The organism is Streptomyces sp. NPDC093591 (assembly GCF_044764885.1).
Lineage (GTDB): Bacteria > Actinomycetota > Actinomycetes > Streptomycetales > Streptomycetaceae > Streptomyces.
This window is the reverse complement of the sequence record NZ_JBIWIY010000009.1, coordinates 332,046-348,461: the sequence shown is the minus strand read 5'-3', so window position 1 is coordinate 348,461 and position 16,416 is coordinate 332,046. Positions and strand designations below refer to the sequence as shown.

Genomic DNA, 16,416 nt, shown 5'->3' with positions numbered 1-16,416 from the left:
TCGACTTCACGCCAACCGAACGGCCTCGAAGCGGAACGCCGTTGGCCATATGTTAGCGATCCGTTGGCGCGACCTGATGTGATCACTTCATCGGATCTGGCCCGACGGCGCGCGCGTACGACGCGCAACTCGGGGGAGTGTCGCCGCCGCGGCCGGATCCGGGGACGCAGGCGGGTCCCGGTCGCCGGAGGTGAGCGACCGGGACCCGCGTCCCTTCCCTCCGCGCCCCGCTCCCGCCTCGGCAGGTCATGCGCCGCGGTTCTCCCTGCGCCGTACGAACTTCAGGCCCGACCAGTCCTCCCCCAGCGCCGCGACCTTCACGTCGACCACACCGAGCGGGAGGAAGAGGTCCCGCAGCGCGTTCTCGGTGATGTCGCTGACGTGGCCTGCCGCCCGGCGGGGCCAGGCGATCCAGAGCATGGCGTGGTCCGCGAGGTCGCCGGCCAGCCCGGGGCCTTCGGCGACGAGATCGCCGTACGACCGGTAGAACGCGACGGCGACGTCCGCGCCCCGCGGGCCTCCCTCGGCCACCTCGCACCCCTCCGGCAGTCCGGGAATGTCCCAGCGCGCCGGCGCGTGGCGGAGGCGGACCCGGTGGCCCGGCTTGATGCCGATCTTCTTGGCGAGCGGCGTACTGGAGTAGCCCATGGCGACCCCCCTCAAGCACGAGAATTCATGCATAGGAATCCGACTTGTCCGATTCTCGCGCAACGCGCACGCTGGAACCGTGAGTAACATCACCACTGCGAAGTGAGCCATAATGACCACTTTTGATCAGAACCTCGGTCACTACGGGTGGTCACCGGATGCCGCGACAGCCACGATCGGCCTGGAGGGCATCGTCACGGGGTGGAGCGAGGGCGCCCGGCGGCTGCTGGGATACCGCGCCTCCGAGGTCGTGGGGCGGGCCGCGGCCGACCTCCTGGTGGACCGGGAGGCGACCGGCTTCTCGCCCGTCGGCTCCCAGGAGTGGAGCGGCACGGCGACGCTGCGGCACCGCGACGGACACCGCGTCGAACTGACGCTGCATGCCCAGCCCTCCCTCGACGGCGACGGCGCGACCCAGGCGTTCGTCGTCACCGCCACCACCGGAACCCCCGCCTCCCAGCGCGACCGGTGGATGGTGGAGTGGGCCTTCGCCCAGTCCTCGATCGCCCTGTCCACCTACAGCGCCGCGTCGGGATCGTGGCGGCTGAACGCGGGCGCCGAGGCCGACCCGCTCGGGGAAGCGCGCTCCGACGCGGGGTTCCTCAGGTGTGTCAGGCGGGTCGCCGAGGAGGCCATGCCGATGCGGTACGAGGGGTTCGCCCCGGCCCAGGCCGCGGCTGCCCGGCAGCGCTCCTGGATCGTCGAGCTGTGGCCCGTGCGGGATCCCGAGTCCGGCGAGGTGGCCGGGGTCGGCACCGCCGCCTTCGACAGCAGCGAGCAGTACGCCGCCCGGCAGCGGCTGGCCCTGCTGAACGAGGCGGGCACCCGCATCGGCACCACACTGAACGTCGGCCGCACCGCCCAGGAGCTCGCCGATCTGGCCGTGCCGCGGCTCGCCGACTTCGCCAGCGTGGACCTGCTCGACTCGGTGATCCGCGGGGAGGAGCCGGTGCCGGGGCCGGTCGACGCGGCCGTGGTGCTGCGCCGGATCGCCCATCAGTCGGCCGCCGAGGGCGGAGGTGTGCCGGAGGCCGCCGTCGAGCTCGGCGGGATCGACACCTATCCCCCGTTCTCACCGCCCGCTCGCTGCCTGACCAGCGGCCGCCCGGTCCTCAGCGGCAAGGCCGACCCCGACTTCCAGCGGTGGGTCGCCGCGCACGAGGCGCGGGCCGCCATCGTCCGGGAACACGGCTTCCACTCGGTCATGGCCACCCCGCTGCGGGCCCGCGGCATCACCCTCGGGGTCGCGGTCTTCGTCCGCAGCAAGAACTCCCCGCCCTTCCAGCAGGACGACCTGATCCTCGCCGAGGAACTCGCGGGCCGGGCGGCCGTCGGCGTGGACAACGCCCGCCGCTACACCCGCGAGCGCACCAACGCGCTCACCCTCCAGCGCAGCCTGCTCCCCCGCGACCTGCCGAAACAGGCGGCCGTGGAGGTGGCGTACCGCTATCTGCCCGCCGGCACCGGCGCCGGGGTGGGCGGCGACTGGTTCGACGTCGTACCGCTGTCGGGCACCCGCGTCGCCCTGGTGGTCGGCGATGTCGTCGGGCACGGCATCCATGCCTCCGCCACCATGGGGCGGCTGCGCACCGCCGTACGCACTCTCGCCGACGTGGACCTGCCCCCGGACGAGCTGCTCACCCACCTCGACGACCTGGTCAGCCATCTCACCTCGGACGACGACAGCGTCGTGCGGGAGCTGCCGTACACCGGAGGGGTCGGCGCGACCTGCCTGTACGCCGTGTACGACCCGGTCTCCCGGATCTGCACCATCGCCAGCGCCGGCCACGTGCCGCCCGCCGTGCTGCTGCCCGACGGGTCGGTCAGCGTCGTCCACCTCACCCCCGGTCCGCTGCTCGGCGTCGGCGGGCTGCCCTTCGAGGCGACCGAGCTGGAGCTGCCCGAGGGCAGCCTGCTCGCCTTCTACACCGACGGTCTGCTCGCCCGGGAGCGCGATGTCGGCGTCGGCCTGGAACGGCTCTGCTCTGCCCTGGCCTCCCCGGTGCCGTCGCTGGAGGTCACCTGCGACGCCATCCTCAAGGCGCTGCTCCCCGAGAATCCCGCCGATGACGTGGCTCTCCTGCTCGCCCGTACCCGCGCCCTGCACGCCGACCAGGTCGCCGCCTGGGCCCTGCCGTCCGACCCCGCGATCGTGGCCGACGCCCGCGCGCAGGCCTCCCGGCAGCTCGCCGCCTGGGGGCTTCAGGAGGCCGCGTTCGTCACCGAGCTGGTGGTGAGCGAGCTGGTCACCAACGCCATCCGCTACGGCGACGTACCGATCGGGCTGCGCCTGATCCGGGACCGCACCCTGATCTGCGAGGTGTCCGACGCCAGCAGCACCGCCCCGCACCTGCGCCGCGCCCGCACCTACGACGAGGGCGGCCGCGGGCTGCACATGGTCGCCCAGCTCACCCAGGGCTGGGGCACCCGCCAGACCCCCACCGGCAAGACGATCTGGGCCGAACAGCCCCTTCCCGTCGGCTGACCATGACCGCGCGCACGGGCGGGGCGACGGCACCGCGGGCCGGCAGTGGGGACGCCACGCAAACGATCGGGCTGCTCTACCCGCCGGCCGGCCGGGCCGGGGACTACACCACCATGCAGCTCGCGTTCATCGGCGGCGTCGCCGAGGCCGCGGCGCAGTACGGCTACGACGTGCTGCTCTCGCCGGCCGGCAAGAACGCCGACGACTCGTTCCGGCGGATGGTCGGGGAGCGGCCGGTCGCCGGGGAAGGGCGCTGGACCGGTGGGCGGCGTGCGGGCGGGGAGGAGGGCGGGGGCGGCGAGCCGGATACGGGCGGTGAGCGGCGAGCGGGTGGCAAGCCGGTCAGGGCCGGCGAACCACGTGCGGGCGCCGAACGGCACGGCGACAGCCGGCCCCGTGTGGACGGCGTGATCGTGATGGAGATCCTCCGCGAGGACGACCGGGTGGAGTATCTGGCCGAGGCGGGCCTCCCGTTCGTCGCCATCGGCCGCAACCACCGCGCCGACGAGGTGGGCTGGGTCGATCTGGACTTCGCAGGGCTGGCGATCGGCTGTGTACGGCACCTCGCCGACCTGGGACATCGCAGGATCGCCTTCGTCAACCGGTCGGAGCAGCTCTACAACAGCGGTTACGGGTTCGCCCGGCTCGGCCAGGAGGGATACGTCACCGCGATGACCGACCTGGGGTACGAGCCGCACGCCTACCTGTGCGGCGACGACCTCGCCTCGGGCGAGGAGGTCGTGTCCCGGATCCTGGCGGACGATCCGGCCACCACCTCACTGGTCACCATGAACGAGGCGGCCCTGGAGGGCGTCTACCGCGGGCTGACCCGGCACGGCCGCAGCGTGCCACGCGACTTCTCGGTCGTCGGCGTGGCGGCGAGCCCATGGGCCGAGCAGGTGACGCCGCAGCTCACCGCCGCCGAGATCCCCGCCAAGGAGATGAGCCGGGTCGCCGTCGAACTGATGGTGGAACGTCTGCGCTCCCCCGGCTCGACACCCCGGCACATCCTGCTGAAACCCCTCATCACCCTGCGCTCCAGCACGGGACGGTGCCATCCGGTGCCCGGTTCGGAACCCGAGCCGGAATTCCCCGATTTCGACGTGAATTTCTGATACGCCGGTTTCCGCCATGTCCGCGGGTTCCACGCTCGCTGATGCAGGCCGCCGATTCCCGTCCGCTGATCACACCCCCTGGGAGGGGAGCATGCCATACCCGCTCGACCGCCGCGGCCTTCTGCGTACCGCCGGCGCGGGAGCCGCTGTGCTCGGCCTCGGCGGGGCCCTGGCCTCCTGTGGCTCCGACGAGCCGAGCACGACCACCCTCACCTGGTGGGACTACTTCACGCTGGACAACTTCCAACCCGGCATGACCCGTCTGATCAAGGACATCGAGGCCGGGGTGCCGGACGTACGGATCGAGCGGCGGACCTTCCCGTTCGCGGAGCTGGAGCGGCAGATCACCCTGGGCGCGATCTCGGGCGACCTGCCCGACATCGCGATCGTCGACAACGTCTCCATGAACACGCTCGGCGGCAGCGATCTGCTCGCCGACCTCACCGACCGGGTCGAGGAGTGGGGCCAGGCCGACCAGTACTACAAGGGCCCCTGGGACGGCTGCCAGGTCGGCGGCAAGACGCTCGGCATCCCCAACCAGAGCAACTGCCTGGCCCTCTACTACAACACCCGGATGCTCCAGGACGCCGGCGTGGAACCCCCCACCACCTGGGACGAGCTGGCCTCCGCCGCCGAGCGGTTGACGAGCGGCGACCGGTACGGACTGGCGCTGAGCGCGATCAGGACCGAGGAGGGCGTCTTCCAGTTCCTGCCGTTCCTGTGGCAGGCGGGCGGTGACCTGGACACCTTCGCCACCGACGGCGCCACCGCCCTGTCGTTCCTGGACGACCTGATCGCCAAGGGCTCCCTGTCCGAACAGTGCGTGGGCTGGACGCAGCAGGACGTCAACACCCGGTTCCTCAACCAGCGTGCCGCCATGCAGATCAACGGCCCCTGGCAGATCCCCACGCTGAAGGAGGCCGACTTCGACTGGGCGGTCGTCGCCCTGCCCCGCGACAAGGAGGCGGCCACCTGTCTGGGCGGGGAGAACTGGGTGCTGATGGCGAGCAGCGACCATCTGGACAAGGCGTGGGAGGTGCTGGAGTACACCCAGCGCCCGTCGGTGCTGACGCCGTACCTCGTCTCCTTCGGCAACTTGCCCGCCCGCAAGGACCTCGCCGACCGAGGCACCTGGGCCTCCGACCCGGCCCTGCGGCTCTTCCTGAACCAGCTTCCCCTGGCCCGTCCCCGCCAGTACGGCGCGCACTACGCCGACGCCTCCCAGGCCGTCGCGGAGGCGGAACAGGCCGTACTGACCGGCTCGGCGTCCCCCTCCGCGGCGGCGAGGACGGCGGCCGGCAAGATCGACAAGGCGCTGGGCGGGTGATGCGAGGGCGTCAGGGCCTGGCGCTGGAGGTCCACCGCAGAAGGGCCGCCCGCCCGCCGGGCCACCTCTCCCCCTCCGCGCGCCGCCGCCGCGCCGGCTACCTCTTCTGCCTCCCCGGGCTGGCCTTCCTCGCCCTCTTCCTGGCCTACCCGCTCTTCTACAACGCCTGGACCTCCGTCCACGACGTACGGCTGAGCGGCCTGCTCGGCGGGGCCGAACGCTTCAACGGCCTCGCCAACCACCGGGCGGTGCTCGACGACCCGGCGTTCTGGCACTCCGTACGCCTGTCGCTGCTGTTCACCCTGGCCTCCCTGGCATGCCAGTTCACGCTCGGCTTCGCCCTGGCCCTGCTCTTCGCCCGCCCGTTCCCCCTGAACGGCCTCCTGCGCTCCCTGCTCCTGGTGGCCTGGCTGCTGCCTCCCGTGGTCAGCGGCACCCTCTTCCGCTGGCTGCTGGACGCGGAATCCGGCGCCTACAACGCCCTCCTGAGGGCGGTCGGCCTGGACGCCCTCTCCCACGCCTGGCTCACCGACCCGGCCACCTCCCTGGCCGGCGTGATCCTCGCCAACATCTGGATCGGCGTGCCCTTCAACATGCTGCTGCTCCTGGTCGGACTGCACACCATCGACCCCGAACTGCACGAGGCCGCCGCCATCGACGGAGCGAGCGCCTGGCAGCGCTTTCGCCGCATCACCCTGCCGCTGATGCGCCCGGTCTCCGTGACCGTCCTCCTGCTCGGTCTCATCTACACCTTCAAGGTCTTCGACCTGGTCTTCGCCATGACGGGCGGCGGCCCGGTCGACGCCACCCGCGTGCTCTCGCTCTACGTCTACGAGGTCTTCTTCCGGTTCTTCCGGTTCGGCGAGGGCGCCGCCGCCGGCCTGCTGCTGCTCGTCGTACCGCTGCTCACGGGCGTGTTCTACGTACGACGACTGCGGCGCGAGGACGCGGTGGGAGGTTCCACGTGAAACATCCCCAACACCCTTGGCTGCTCTCGGCGTTCGCCGCGCTGATCACCGGGGCCTTCCTGCTGCCGGTGTACTGGATGGCCAAGACCAGCCTCACCCGCCCGGACCGGATCCAGTCCCCGACCCCGCAGTGGCTGCCCGCCCCGCTCACCGGCGAGAACTACCGGACGGCCCTGGACTACGAAGGCCTGCCCCGGGCCCTCCTCAACAGCGTGGTGATCTCCAGCGGAGTCGTGGCACTCACCCTTCTGCTCGGCGTCCCGCTCGCCTACGCGCTCGCCCGCGTCCGGATGCGCGGCTCGGGCGTGATGGTGCTCGCCCTGCTGGTCGCCCAGCTCCCGCCCGCCATCGTGCTGGCGGCACCGCTGTTCATCCTCGAACGCCGGGCCGGTCTCGACGACACCTACCTGGGCCTGATCGCCGCCGACACGACCCTCACTCTCCCCTTCGCGGTGATCGTGCTGCGCCCCGTACTGCGGTCCTTCCCACCGGAGTTGGAGGAGGCCGCGCTGGTCGACGGCTGCGGGCTGCCCGGCGTACTGCTGCGGGTCGTCCTGCCGCTCATGGCGCCGAGCCTGGTCGCCACGGCCGGGCTGTGCTTCCTGATCGGCTGGGGGGAGTTCCTGTTCGGCCTCACGCTGGCCGAGGGTCCGGACGTCCAGCCCGTCACCGTCCTGCTGAACGCCTTCATCGGACAGCACGGCACAGCGTGGGGCGCCCTGATGGCCACGGCCACCCTCATCAGCGTGCCCGTGGTCTGCGTGTTCGCCCTGTTCCAGCGCTTCATCGTCGGCGGACTGACCGCGGGCAGCGTCCGGGGGTGAGCCGGGTGTGCCGCTCGGAGAACCGGGAAACGGGACGTCAGACTCCGAGCGGATTGAAGCGCGTGGCCGCCATCAGATACCAGGCGGTCGCCCCCGTGTGCCGGTACGGGTAGTAGCCGAATCCGAAGCCGGTGTCGAGCGGGCTGCTCGCCGCGACGACCCCGCAACTCCCGGGAAGCGCCCACCCGCCGACGGTCTGCCCGCCCCCGAGCAGGTCCTGGGCCCGCTCGATGGAGCCGATCAGCCGCCGGGCGCACGCCTCGTCACCCCGCCCGCTCCGCTCCCGCAGGGCGAGCGCGAGATGAGCGGTCCCCTCGAACCACACACCGTTGCGGTCGGGCTTGGGCTGGGAGTCGGCGATCGGAGCGTCCTCGTTCGCGAGGAGGCTGGCCGAGCTGAAAGTGACACCTTCGTACGACTGCCCCGCCGGCACCGTGCTGTTGCGCCGCTCGGCATGGTCGACAACGGCCAGCTCACGCGCGGCCCAGTCCAACGAACGGGCGTGGGCACGGGAGTCGAGGGCGAGGTGGGTCCAGGTCTGGGTGTCCTCGGGAACGGGAGAGGTGTTGATCGTCGTCCCGTCGTTGGTCCCGGTGTAGAAGAACCCGCCGGAGGGCTCCCACATCTTCCTGACGAAGGCCTCGGCACGCGCCCGCCGCGCCAGCCACTCCCGGTCCCCCGTGAGCCGGGCGAGCCGCCCGAAGAGGCAGACGAGGTCGGTGTTGTGCTCGGTGGAGGTGAAGGGCAGCTTCTCGTTGGCCCCGTTGACCCCGAACTTGTAACCCCCGAGCGGTTCCTCGGTACGCCCGTTCCGCTCGATCCACTCCCCGATCCGCACGGCCCCGTCGAGGAACCGCCGCTCCCCGGTCCGCCGCGCGAGCGCGCTGAGCGCGATCCCGGCCCAGGCCATGTCGCCCACGGCCGTCCCCGTGAACCCGAACTGTGTCCCGACGTTGGCGGTCCCGTCCGCCCGCACGAACCCGTCCGGCTGCCGCGAGCCGTCGTAGAAGGTGTACGGCCCCACGTTGTAGGCCTGCCTCAGTCGGCCGTCGTCATGGACCGGGTCATGCTCCTGGGCGTACAGCAGCGCGTCCCCGAGTACGACGGCCCGGGCACGTCCGTCGGTGGAGCGGGTGGCGAGGAGGGCGAGGATCGCGAGGCCGTTGTCGTAGGTGAAAGCGGTACTGAACAACCCCGCCTGGTCGGTGTAGCTCTGGGCGAGCCGGATGCTGCCGTGCTCGGGGTAGGCGTCCATGGCGGCGGCGAGGAAGGCGCGGGCGCGGCGCTGGGCGGAGGGCGTGTCGGCGTGGGCGGTGCCCGCCCCGGCCGAGGTGAGCACGGCGGCACCGAGCGCGGCCCCGATGAGGGTGCGACGGCTGAACGCCGGGCCTCGACTGTCGGTCATGCCGTTCGTGCCGTCTGTGCCGTCCATGGGTCTCCCTTGCCGGGCTTTGAGAGCGCTCTCATGAGTGCGGGGGTCATTCTGCTGGTACGGGTGGGGCGGGTCAACGGCCTTGCGGTACGGAACAGTTGGCGTCGTCAGCCGTGGTCGGGCCGCCCAGCTCCGGCGCCGTCCTCAACTGGTCAGCTTCCACTGCTGCTCGGGGGCGTTCCACTCGGTGATGCAGGTCGACTGGATGGCCTGCGCGCCGTTGTCGGTGTTGCCGCCGCCTTCGATCGACAGGCACCTGGCGCTCTTGCCGTTCTTGATCTGGCCGCCCGTGGCCCTGGCCCATCGCTGCTCGGGAGCGTCCCAGTCGCTGATGCAGGTGGACTGGATGGCCCGGGCGCCGTTGGCGGTGCTGCCGTGGTCCGCGATGGACAGGCACTTACCGGTCTTGACGTTCTTGAGCATGTCGGACGAGGGACCGGCCCAGTACCACCGCTGCTCGTCCCCTCCGTTGCAGGCCCACTGGATGGCGCTGGTGCCGTTCACCGCGCTGCCGCCGTTGTCGAGGGACAGACACTTCCCGCTCTTGGCGTTGACGAGCCGGTACGTGGTCCCGTTCCCCGTCGCTTCGGAGGCCGAGGCGCTCGGGGCCGCCTCCGCCTCGCCGGAAGAGGCAGTGGAGTCAGGGGAGTCGGCCGAAGGCGCCGGGCTCTGCGCGGGATCCGCCACGGCCTTGCCCTGATCTCCCGCCTCCTTCCCGTCCTTGTCACCCTTGTCCCCGGACTTGCTCGGCCGAGCGCTGCTGGGCTGCTGCGACGGGGTGTTGTCGTCCCCCGCGGCCGATGCGCGGTCGGCCTCGGAGGCGGCGGCCGCGCCCTTGCCGTCGTTGTCGTCGGAGCCGGCGCCGACGGCCAGGTAGGTGACGCCACCACCGATGAGGAGCACCGCGAGCGCGGCGGCGGCGATCGTCAGTGAACGGCTGCGACCGGAACGGGGGCCGGTGGAGGCTCGTTCGTCGACGGCCGCTGTGTCGGGCTGCGGCCGGAACGGCGCCGCATCGTGGTTGAGGACGGGCGGCGGGCCGAACGGTCCCGCTGGTGCGGGAGGACGTACGTTCTCCCGCTCGGGGGCCGCAGGGGTGGGGGGCGTGTCGGGCGTCCGCGCCGACGGGACGGAGGGCGCCTCGGGCGTCCGCGCCGATGGGGCGGAGCGGCCGAGGTGCATCGTGACCGCCGGGTCGGGCTGCGCGGTGCCGGGTGCGTCGGAGGACGCGGAGGGCACGGACCGGCCCGTGGCGATCGCGCCGAGGAGCTGTGCCGCCTGGGCGGCGTCCGGGCGGGACGCGGGGTCCTTGGCCAGCAGCTCGTGCAGGACGGGGGTGAGCGGTCCGGCCCGGCGAGGCTCGGGCAGCGGTTCGGTGACGATCGCGGTGATGGTCGACCAGGTGGAGGTGCGGCGGAAGGGGGTACCGCCCTCGACGGCGGCGTAGAGAGTGGCGCCCAGTGACCAGACGTCCGAAGGGGGTCCCGGCTGCTCCCCGCGAGCCCGCTCGGGCGCGAGGTAGTCGAGGGAGCCGACGAGTTCGCCGCTGCGCGTGAGCTGGGTGTCGGCGTGGTCGGGGTCGTCGATGGCTGCGATGCCGAAGTCGGTCAGCACCACCCGCCCCCCGTGTTCGAGCAGGATGTTGGCGGGCTTCACATCGCGATGGAGTACGCCGACCCGGTGGGCGGCGGCCAGGGCGTCGAGGACCTTGGAGCCGATCTCGGCCGCGTGCCGGGGGTCGAGGGCGCCTTGCCGGCGCATCACCTCGTCCAGGGAGGCGCCCTCGATCAGCTCCATGACGATGACGGGGTGGCCGTCGTGATCGGTGACGTCGTGCACGGCCACCACACCGGGGTGATGTATCCGGGCCGCCGCACGGGCCTCGCGCTGCATGCGCTGCCGCAGCCCGGCCAGCCTGTCCGCGTCGTGGTCGTCGGCGAAGTCGCGGAGTTCCTTCACCGCGACCTGGCGGCCGAGGGTTTCGTCGACGGCCCGCCACACGGTGCCCATGCCACCGCGCCCCAGCCGCTCCACTGTGCGGTACCGGCCGGCGATCAGCCTGCCGTCACCCTTCGCACGACTCTCCCCCGTCACTGCCACTGCCCGCCTCGAGGTTGGTTTCCCGTGTGCGCATGGCAGCCTAACGGGCTGTCCTGAGCCGACGAGTTGACGGGTCCCCGGGCTTCGGTGGAGCCGCCTTCGGGCGGCGGCCGTGTACCGATCCGCCGTGGGTCTCACACACGGATCGATTCGGTCCAGGTGTCGGGGGCTGCCGTGGTCGTCGCCCGGGGGACGCTGTACGCGTAGCCGCCAAGAACGTATGAGTGACCTGTCCCAGAGGAAGGGCCGCCGCACGTGTCCAGCAGAGCATCGTCCCTCGACCGTCCCGAGGTGCGGCCGATCATCCGGGTCGCGCCAGGCCGGGGCAACCGAGGTCCTCGGTCGACCGGTCGGCCACGGCAACACGGCGTGCTCCGCGCCGAAGGACGGGTGGAGTGATGACCGCCGAGGACGACGGGCTGTTCGCGTTACCCACGCCGGACGACACTCCGCCCGCCGAGCCCGTGCGGGCCGGCGCGCCGCTGCGGCGGTTGGCTGAGGGCGGGGAGGCGGCGTCGGTGCTGCTCTACGGCCGTGATGAACGACGCGCGGCGTCGCCGCGACCGCCAGAACCGGCAGACCGTGCTGTTCATCGACAAGGTGCACCGCTTCTCCAAGACCCAGCAGGACGCGCTTCTCGGCGCCGTGGAGGACAGGCTCGTGCTGCTCGTCGCGGCTGCTCTCACGCCTACTGGTGCTGCAACTCCAGTCCCTGACCGAGGACGAGGTCCGCGAGCTGCTGCGCCGGGCCGTGGAGGACCCGCGGTTCATCGCGCGGCGGCTGGTGGTGCACGCCAGTGAGGATGTCGGGCTGGCCGACCCCACGGCACTGCAGGCCGCCGTCGCGGTGCACAGACGGTTCAGCTCATCGGCATGCCCGAGGCCCGCCTCGCCTTGGCACAGGCCATCATGCACCTGGCCATGGCGCCGAAGTCGAACGCGGTGATCACCGGCATTGACGAAGCCATGGCCGACGTCCGGGCGGGCGCCGAGCGTCGAGCAGCAGGCGGGTGTCCACGTGCCGCAGTCGTCGCAGACAGGGTCCGTGGTCGAAGCCTGTGGCGTGGACATCACCGCTATGAGACTCGGCATTCACCACGTGCCCGCTGCCCGTGCCGGTTCACGGGCACGGGCGGCGGAGGAGACGGGGTCACATCACGCGACAGCGGTGCCCTCGAGCTCGACCATCTGGCCGGGGATCGCCAGGCGCGTCACACCGAGCATGGTGGTGGTCGGCGCGACCCTGGCGGCGCCGAGCCGACCCGCCAGCACACCGTAGTGCTGGAAGAGCAGGTCGACGTCGGTCGTGTAGACGTTGAGCCGGACGAGGTTCGAGAGGGACATGCCGGCCTCGGCGAGCACCGCCTCGATGTTGTCGATGCTCAGCGCCAGCTGCGCCGCCATGTCGCCGTCGTGCTCGGGCCTGCCTTCCTTGCTCATCGCGGTCTGCCCCGAGATGTACAGGGTCCGCGAGTGCCCGGAGACGACCTCACCCTGGTTGAAGCCCATCTCGACCGACCACGTCACCGGGTTGACCGCGCTACGTTCCATTGCCGACTCGCTCCATCCATTCGGTTCACTGAATTACGTACGCTCAACTACTCGGCATCCGCCGGGCTTTGTCGTCGCACAAAGGAGCCTTCCAGCAAAACGTGACATCCTTGGTCATGTATTTGCTTAGTGTTTTCGCATGCGCGCTGACCGGTTGGTTTCCTTGGTGCTCCTGTTGCGTCAGCGCGGACGGATGACCGCGGAGACACTGGCTCGCGAGCTTGAGGTATCCACCCGTACAGTGCTGCGCGACATAGAGGCGCTGTCCGCGGCAGGCGTCCCGGTGTACGCCGAGCGCGGCCGACACGGCGGTTTCGCACTGTTGCCCGACTTCCAGACGGCGCTCACCGGACTGAATCACGACGAGGCGCTCGCCCTGCTCGTGGCCGGATCGCGGCGCGGCGCACAGCTGTTCGGCCTCGGTTCGGCGCTCGCCTCGGCCATGCTCAAGGTGGTCGACGCGTTGCCCGAGGGACTTCGGGACAGGGCGGCCGATGCGGCGCAGCGATTACTCATCGACCCGGAGACCGACCTCCTCTCGCGCCGCGTGGCCGTCGAGGAGATGTCCGACGCCATCGTGGCCGAGGTCCGGCGCGCGGTGTTCGCCGGACACAAGTTGCGCATCCACTATGCGGCAGTGGACCAGGCCCCGAGGTGGCGCACGGTGGACCCGGTCGGCCTGGTCACCGTACGCGAACAGGGTTACCTGCTGGCCAAGAGGGCCGGCGAGGACCGCACCTACCGGCTGTCCCGGGTACTGGCCGCCGAGGAACTCGACGAACCCGCGCAGCGACCGGACACCGTCGACCTGGACCGAGCCTGGCAGGAACGTAACGCCCGGTTCCGGACCGGCGGTGACAAGGTCGCCGTGCTGGTACGGGTGGACCCGGCCCGGCGGGAACACCTCGTGGGCACCGCCCTGGCCGTCTGCGCCGAGGAAGCCGACGCGGACGGCTGGCTGCGGCTGAACGTGATCTTCCAGGATTCGCGCCATGCCGAATGGGCCCTGTGGCAGCACGCCACCGACGCGGAAGTCCTGGCCCCGCAGTGGCTGCGCACCTCCCTGTGCAACCGCGCAGCCGCGATCACTGCACGCTATGGACCGCCATCCTGAGTGGCCCGGTGTCGCGTTCCGGATCGACCACGCCGTTCCACCAGTCGGTCACCCGGCCGCCGTCGACGGTGCTTCGCCTCCGCTCCGAGCCAGCGCCTCGGAAGAACCAGCTCAGGACCCTCAACCTGACCAAGCACTACTAGGGGTGCCAGGCGACCGGGAGGTGGCGTGGGCCGCGGATCAACGCGGTGTCCTCGCGCCAGGGCACTTCGGCTGAGGGGACGGCCAGGCGGAGGTCCGGGAACTCCCGTAGGAGCGTCGCGAGGGCGACCCGGATCTCGGTTCTGGCCAGCTGGGCGCCGGGGCAGAAGTGCGGGCCGAAGCCAAAGGCCAGGTGCGGGTTGTGCGACCGCTCGAGATCGAGGACCTTGGGCTCGGTGAACACCTCCTCGTCGAAGTTGGCCGAGACCATCGCGGGGAAGACCGCCTCTCCCTCGCGCACGGTCACATCGCCCAGCGTCACGTCCTCGGCGGCGATCCTCGGCAGCGACTCGCTGCCGCCCAGCGGGATGAACCGCAGCAGTTCCTCGACCGCTGTGTCGATCCGCTCCGGGTGCTCCGCCAGCTCCGTCCACAAGCCGTCGACGAGCAGCGTGAGGACGGAGTTGGCGATCGCGTTGGCCGTGGTCTCGTGGCCCGCCGCCAGAATGGTCACTCCCAGGGTCACCAGCTCCTCCTCGGACAGCCGTCCCTCGTCCTCGTCGCGCGCGGCGATGAGTTCGGACAGCAGGTCGTCCTGCGGTTCGGCTCGGTGACGGGCGATGTGTTCGGCGAGGTAGGACATCAGCGCGTCGCTGGCGGCCTCGACATCCTCGGCCGGGACGCCGACGCCGCTGAACACCAGCTCGGAGAAGCGCTGGAAGAAGTGCTGGTCCGAGGCGGGCACGCCCAGCATCTCGCAGATCACCGTGATCGGCAGCGGCATCGAGAACGAGTCGACCAGGTCCACCGGCGAACCGGCGGCCCGCATGCCGGCGACCAGCTCGCCGACGAGCTCCTCGATGCGGGGCCGCCACACTTCGACGTTCCGGCGTGAGAACGCCCCCGAGATCAGCCTGCGCATCCGGGAGTGCTCCGGCGGGTCCAGGGACAGGATGTCGCCGCCCGGGTTCAGCCATTCCTGCGTCCGCGGGATGTCCGCCTGCACACTGGCGGCCCGCGAGAAGCGGGGGTCGCCGAGCACCGTCTTGACCTCGGCTTGCCGCGTCACCAGCCAGCCCTCACCGCCGTACGGCAACTCCACTCGCCGGACCGGGCACTTCGCACGCAACTCCTCGAACTCCGGCGGTACGTCCAGCCGGTGGCCGTCGGGAAAGGGGTACTTCATCGCCGGTATCGCCGGTTCCGGGATGCCTTGCTCCGGGGTCGTCGTCACGGGAACTCCTTGGTCTGGTGCCGACAGGCCTGTGGAAGCTATGCGCGGGCGCTAGGAGTTGACTCGAGGGCGGACCCCACGCCGGTCCAGCGCAGGCCCGCCACCCACAGTCGATTTCCAGCGATAGTCGAGCGATCCGGCCTAGCGTCCCGTGGCGATGCGCGGCGGACGGCCGTCTGCGCGACCGATCTCCCTCGCCCGTTCCCGGTGAAACCGTCCCGGTGAAACCGACGATCACAGGAGCATGCGTACATGACCGCTGCCTCACCACCGATCCGCCAGTTGCCCTCACTGACCGGCTACCGCGCGGTCCTGTTCGTCGCCGTATTCCTGACGCACACGCTCGGCGCGGGCCAGTTCTACGCGGACGCCGACATCAATGAACTCGGCACCATCCTGCCGTACGGCACCTCGGCCCTCTCGACGTTCTTCGTGCTCAGCGGCTTCGTGCTCACGTGGGGTGAGCCATGGCGCAGCACGGTGCGCAACTTCTGGTGGCGTCGCGTGCTCAAGATCTATCCGGGGCATGTGATCACCTGGGCGGCCACGCTGCTCATGCTGTGGCTGATCGGCCCGATGCTGCTGATGGGTTCGCTCGCCGAGACCTCGGCCGGTCCGGTGGTGGCCAACCTGTTCCTGGTGCAGGCGTGGATACCCGACATCCCCTATCTGTTCAGCGTGTACGGCGTGAACTGGTCGGTGTCCTGCGAGATCGCGTTCTACCTGCTGCTGCCGCTGCTGATCCGGCCGATCCTCAAGATCCGCGCGGACCGGCTGTGGCTGTGGCTCGGTGTGACGGCCGCCTCGCTCATCGCCATCCCCACCGCGACGCACCTGTTCCTCGCCGGGCCGGTGTGGGACTACTGGGCGCCGCTGTCCTTCTGGCAGGCGTTCCTGACCTACTTCTTCCCGCTCAGCCGCCTGCCCGAGTTCCTGATGGGCGTGCTCCTGGCGAGGATCGTGCAGACCGGGCGGTGGTGGCCCCGGGTGAACGTGTGGTGGATCGCCCTGCTGTGCGTGGGCCTTTGGGGGCTGCTGCATGTGCTCCCCGCGACGTTCCGCAGCAGTGGACTGCTCACCCTCGGCATCGCCCTGTTCGTCCCGCTGATCGCGGCGCGCGACATCGAGGGGAAGCCGTCGTGGCTGGACAACCGGCCCATGGTGCTGCTCGGCAACTCCTCCTACGCGGCCTACCTGGTGCACTTCCCGCTGCTCGGCCTGGCCCGCTACCTCACGGGTGAGACCGACCGCTTCGGGTTCTGGACCGCGACGCTGATCGTGATCGTGCTGTTCGTGGTCACGCAGCTGATCGGCCTGGCCATGTTCGTCGGCCTGGAACGCCCGCTGATGCGCAAGTTCGGCAGACCACGCTGGTCCCTCGCTGTCTCCACCCCGCGCGACCTGGCGACGACCGACGCGGCCGGCGCAGCCGGCGCGGGTCGGTGATAGCCTCCCGACCGTGTCCCGCAGGCGGCGT

General features: G+C 71.0%; 12 protein-coding genes and 1 pseudogene. 8 read left to right on the top strand and 5 right to left on the bottom strand.

The features are described from left to right. Positions 1 to 246: 246 nt before the first annotated feature. The gene (locus ACIREI_RS21440) at positions 247 to 648 is read right to left on the bottom strand and encodes a DUF3052 domain-containing protein (RefSeq protein ID WP_403334954.1); all 402 of its coding nucleotides are present in this window, start codon (positions 646 to 648) and stop codon (positions 247 to 249) included. 112 nt (positions 649 to 760) lie between these two features. Between ACIREI_RS21440 and ACIREI_RS21435 the strand changes: the two genes are divergently transcribed. The 5 genes from ACIREI_RS21435 to ACIREI_RS21415 all read left to right on the top strand — a co-directional run bounded on the left by ACIREI_RS21435 (position 761) and on the right by ACIREI_RS21415 (position 7,367). Continuing rightward, positions 761 to 3,133 carry a SpoIIE family protein phosphatase gene (locus ACIREI_RS21435; protein ID WP_403334952.1) on the top strand — a complete coding sequence of 791 codons (2,373 nt, stop codon included), beginning with the start codon at positions 761 to 763 and terminating at the stop codon, positions 3,131 to 3,133. A gap of 2 nt (positions 3,134 to 3,135) precedes the next feature. After that, complete coding sequence (locus tag ACIREI_RS21430) at positions 3,136 to 4,248, top strand: LacI family DNA-binding transcriptional regulator (RefSeq protein ID WP_403334949.1); 1,113 nt, start codon at positions 3,136 to 3,138, stop codon at positions 4,246 to 4,248. 91 nt (positions 4,249 to 4,339) lie between these two features. Continuing rightward, positions 4,340 to 5,575 carry an extracellular solute-binding protein gene (locus ACIREI_RS21425; protein WP_403334946.1) on the top strand — a complete coding sequence of 412 codons (1,236 nt, stop codon included), beginning with the start codon at positions 4,340 to 4,342 and terminating at the stop codon, positions 5,573 to 5,575. Then, the gene (locus ACIREI_RS21420) at positions 5,575 to 6,543 is read left to right on the top strand and encodes a carbohydrate ABC transporter permease (RefSeq protein ID WP_403334943.1); all 969 of its coding nucleotides are present in this window, start codon (positions 5,575 to 5,577) and stop codon (positions 6,541 to 6,543) included. The genes ACIREI_RS21425 and ACIREI_RS21420 overlap by 1 nt, the downstream gene beginning before the upstream one ends. Beyond that, the gene (locus tag ACIREI_RS21415; protein WP_403334940.1) at positions 6,540 to 7,367 is read left to right on the top strand and encodes a carbohydrate ABC transporter permease; all 828 of its coding nucleotides are present in this window, start codon (positions 6,540 to 6,542) and stop codon (positions 7,365 to 7,367) included. The genes ACIREI_RS21420 and ACIREI_RS21415 overlap by 4 nt, the downstream gene beginning before the upstream one ends. Positions 7,368 to 7,404: 37 nt before the next feature. Here the strand turns inward: ACIREI_RS21415 and ACIREI_RS21410 are convergent, their stop codons facing one another. Both ACIREI_RS21410 and ACIREI_RS21405 read right to left on the bottom strand, forming a co-directional pair. Continuing rightward, positions 7,405 to 8,772 carry a Tat pathway signal sequence domain protein gene (locus tag ACIREI_RS21410; RefSeq protein ID WP_403335115.1) on the bottom strand — a complete coding sequence of 456 codons (1,368 nt, stop codon included), beginning with the start codon at positions 8,770 to 8,772 and terminating at the stop codon, positions 7,405 to 7,407. Between the two features lie 171 nt (positions 8,773 to 8,943). After that, entirely contained in the window at positions 8,944 to 10,893 is a 1,950-nt protein-coding gene (locus ACIREI_RS21405) for a protein kinase (protein WP_403334937.1), read from the bottom strand. 537 nt (positions 10,894 to 11,430) lie between these two features. On the opposite strand from ACIREI_RS21405, the pseudogene ACIREI_RS21400 reads away from it, so the two are divergent. Continuing rightward, positions 11,431 to 11,886, top strand: a pseudogene (locus ACIREI_RS21400) (replication-associated recombination protein A); the annotation flags it as partial. A 168-nt stretch (positions 11,887 to 12,054) separates the two neighbouring features. Here ACIREI_RS21400 and ACIREI_RS21395 read toward each other — a convergent pair. Continuing rightward, positions 12,055 to 12,450 carry a RidA family protein gene (locus ACIREI_RS21395; protein ID WP_403334934.1) on the bottom strand — a complete coding sequence of 132 codons (396 nt, stop codon included), beginning with the start codon at positions 12,448 to 12,450 and terminating at the stop codon, positions 12,055 to 12,057. Positions 12,451 to 12,589: 139 nt separating this feature from the next. Between ACIREI_RS21395 and ACIREI_RS21390 the strand changes: the two genes are divergently transcribed. After that, entirely contained in the window at positions 12,590 to 13,564 is a 975-nt protein-coding gene (locus ACIREI_RS21390; protein WP_403334931.1) for a helix-turn-helix transcriptional regulator, read from the top strand. Between the two features lie 139 nt (positions 13,565 to 13,703). Here the strand turns inward: ACIREI_RS21390 and ACIREI_RS21385 are convergent, their stop codons facing one another. Further along, a complete protein-coding gene (locus ACIREI_RS21385) occupies positions 13,704 to 14,939 on the bottom strand; it encodes a cytochrome P450 (protein ID WP_403334929.1) in 1,236 nt (411 codons plus the stop codon). Between the two features lie 252 nt (positions 14,940 to 15,191). Between ACIREI_RS21385 and ACIREI_RS21380 the strand changes: the two genes are divergently transcribed. Continuing rightward, a complete protein-coding gene (locus ACIREI_RS21380) occupies positions 15,192 to 16,385 on the top strand; it encodes an acyltransferase family protein (protein ID WP_403334926.1) in 1,194 nt (397 codons plus the stop codon). The last annotated feature ends 31 nt before the right edge of the window (positions 16,386 to 16,416 follow it).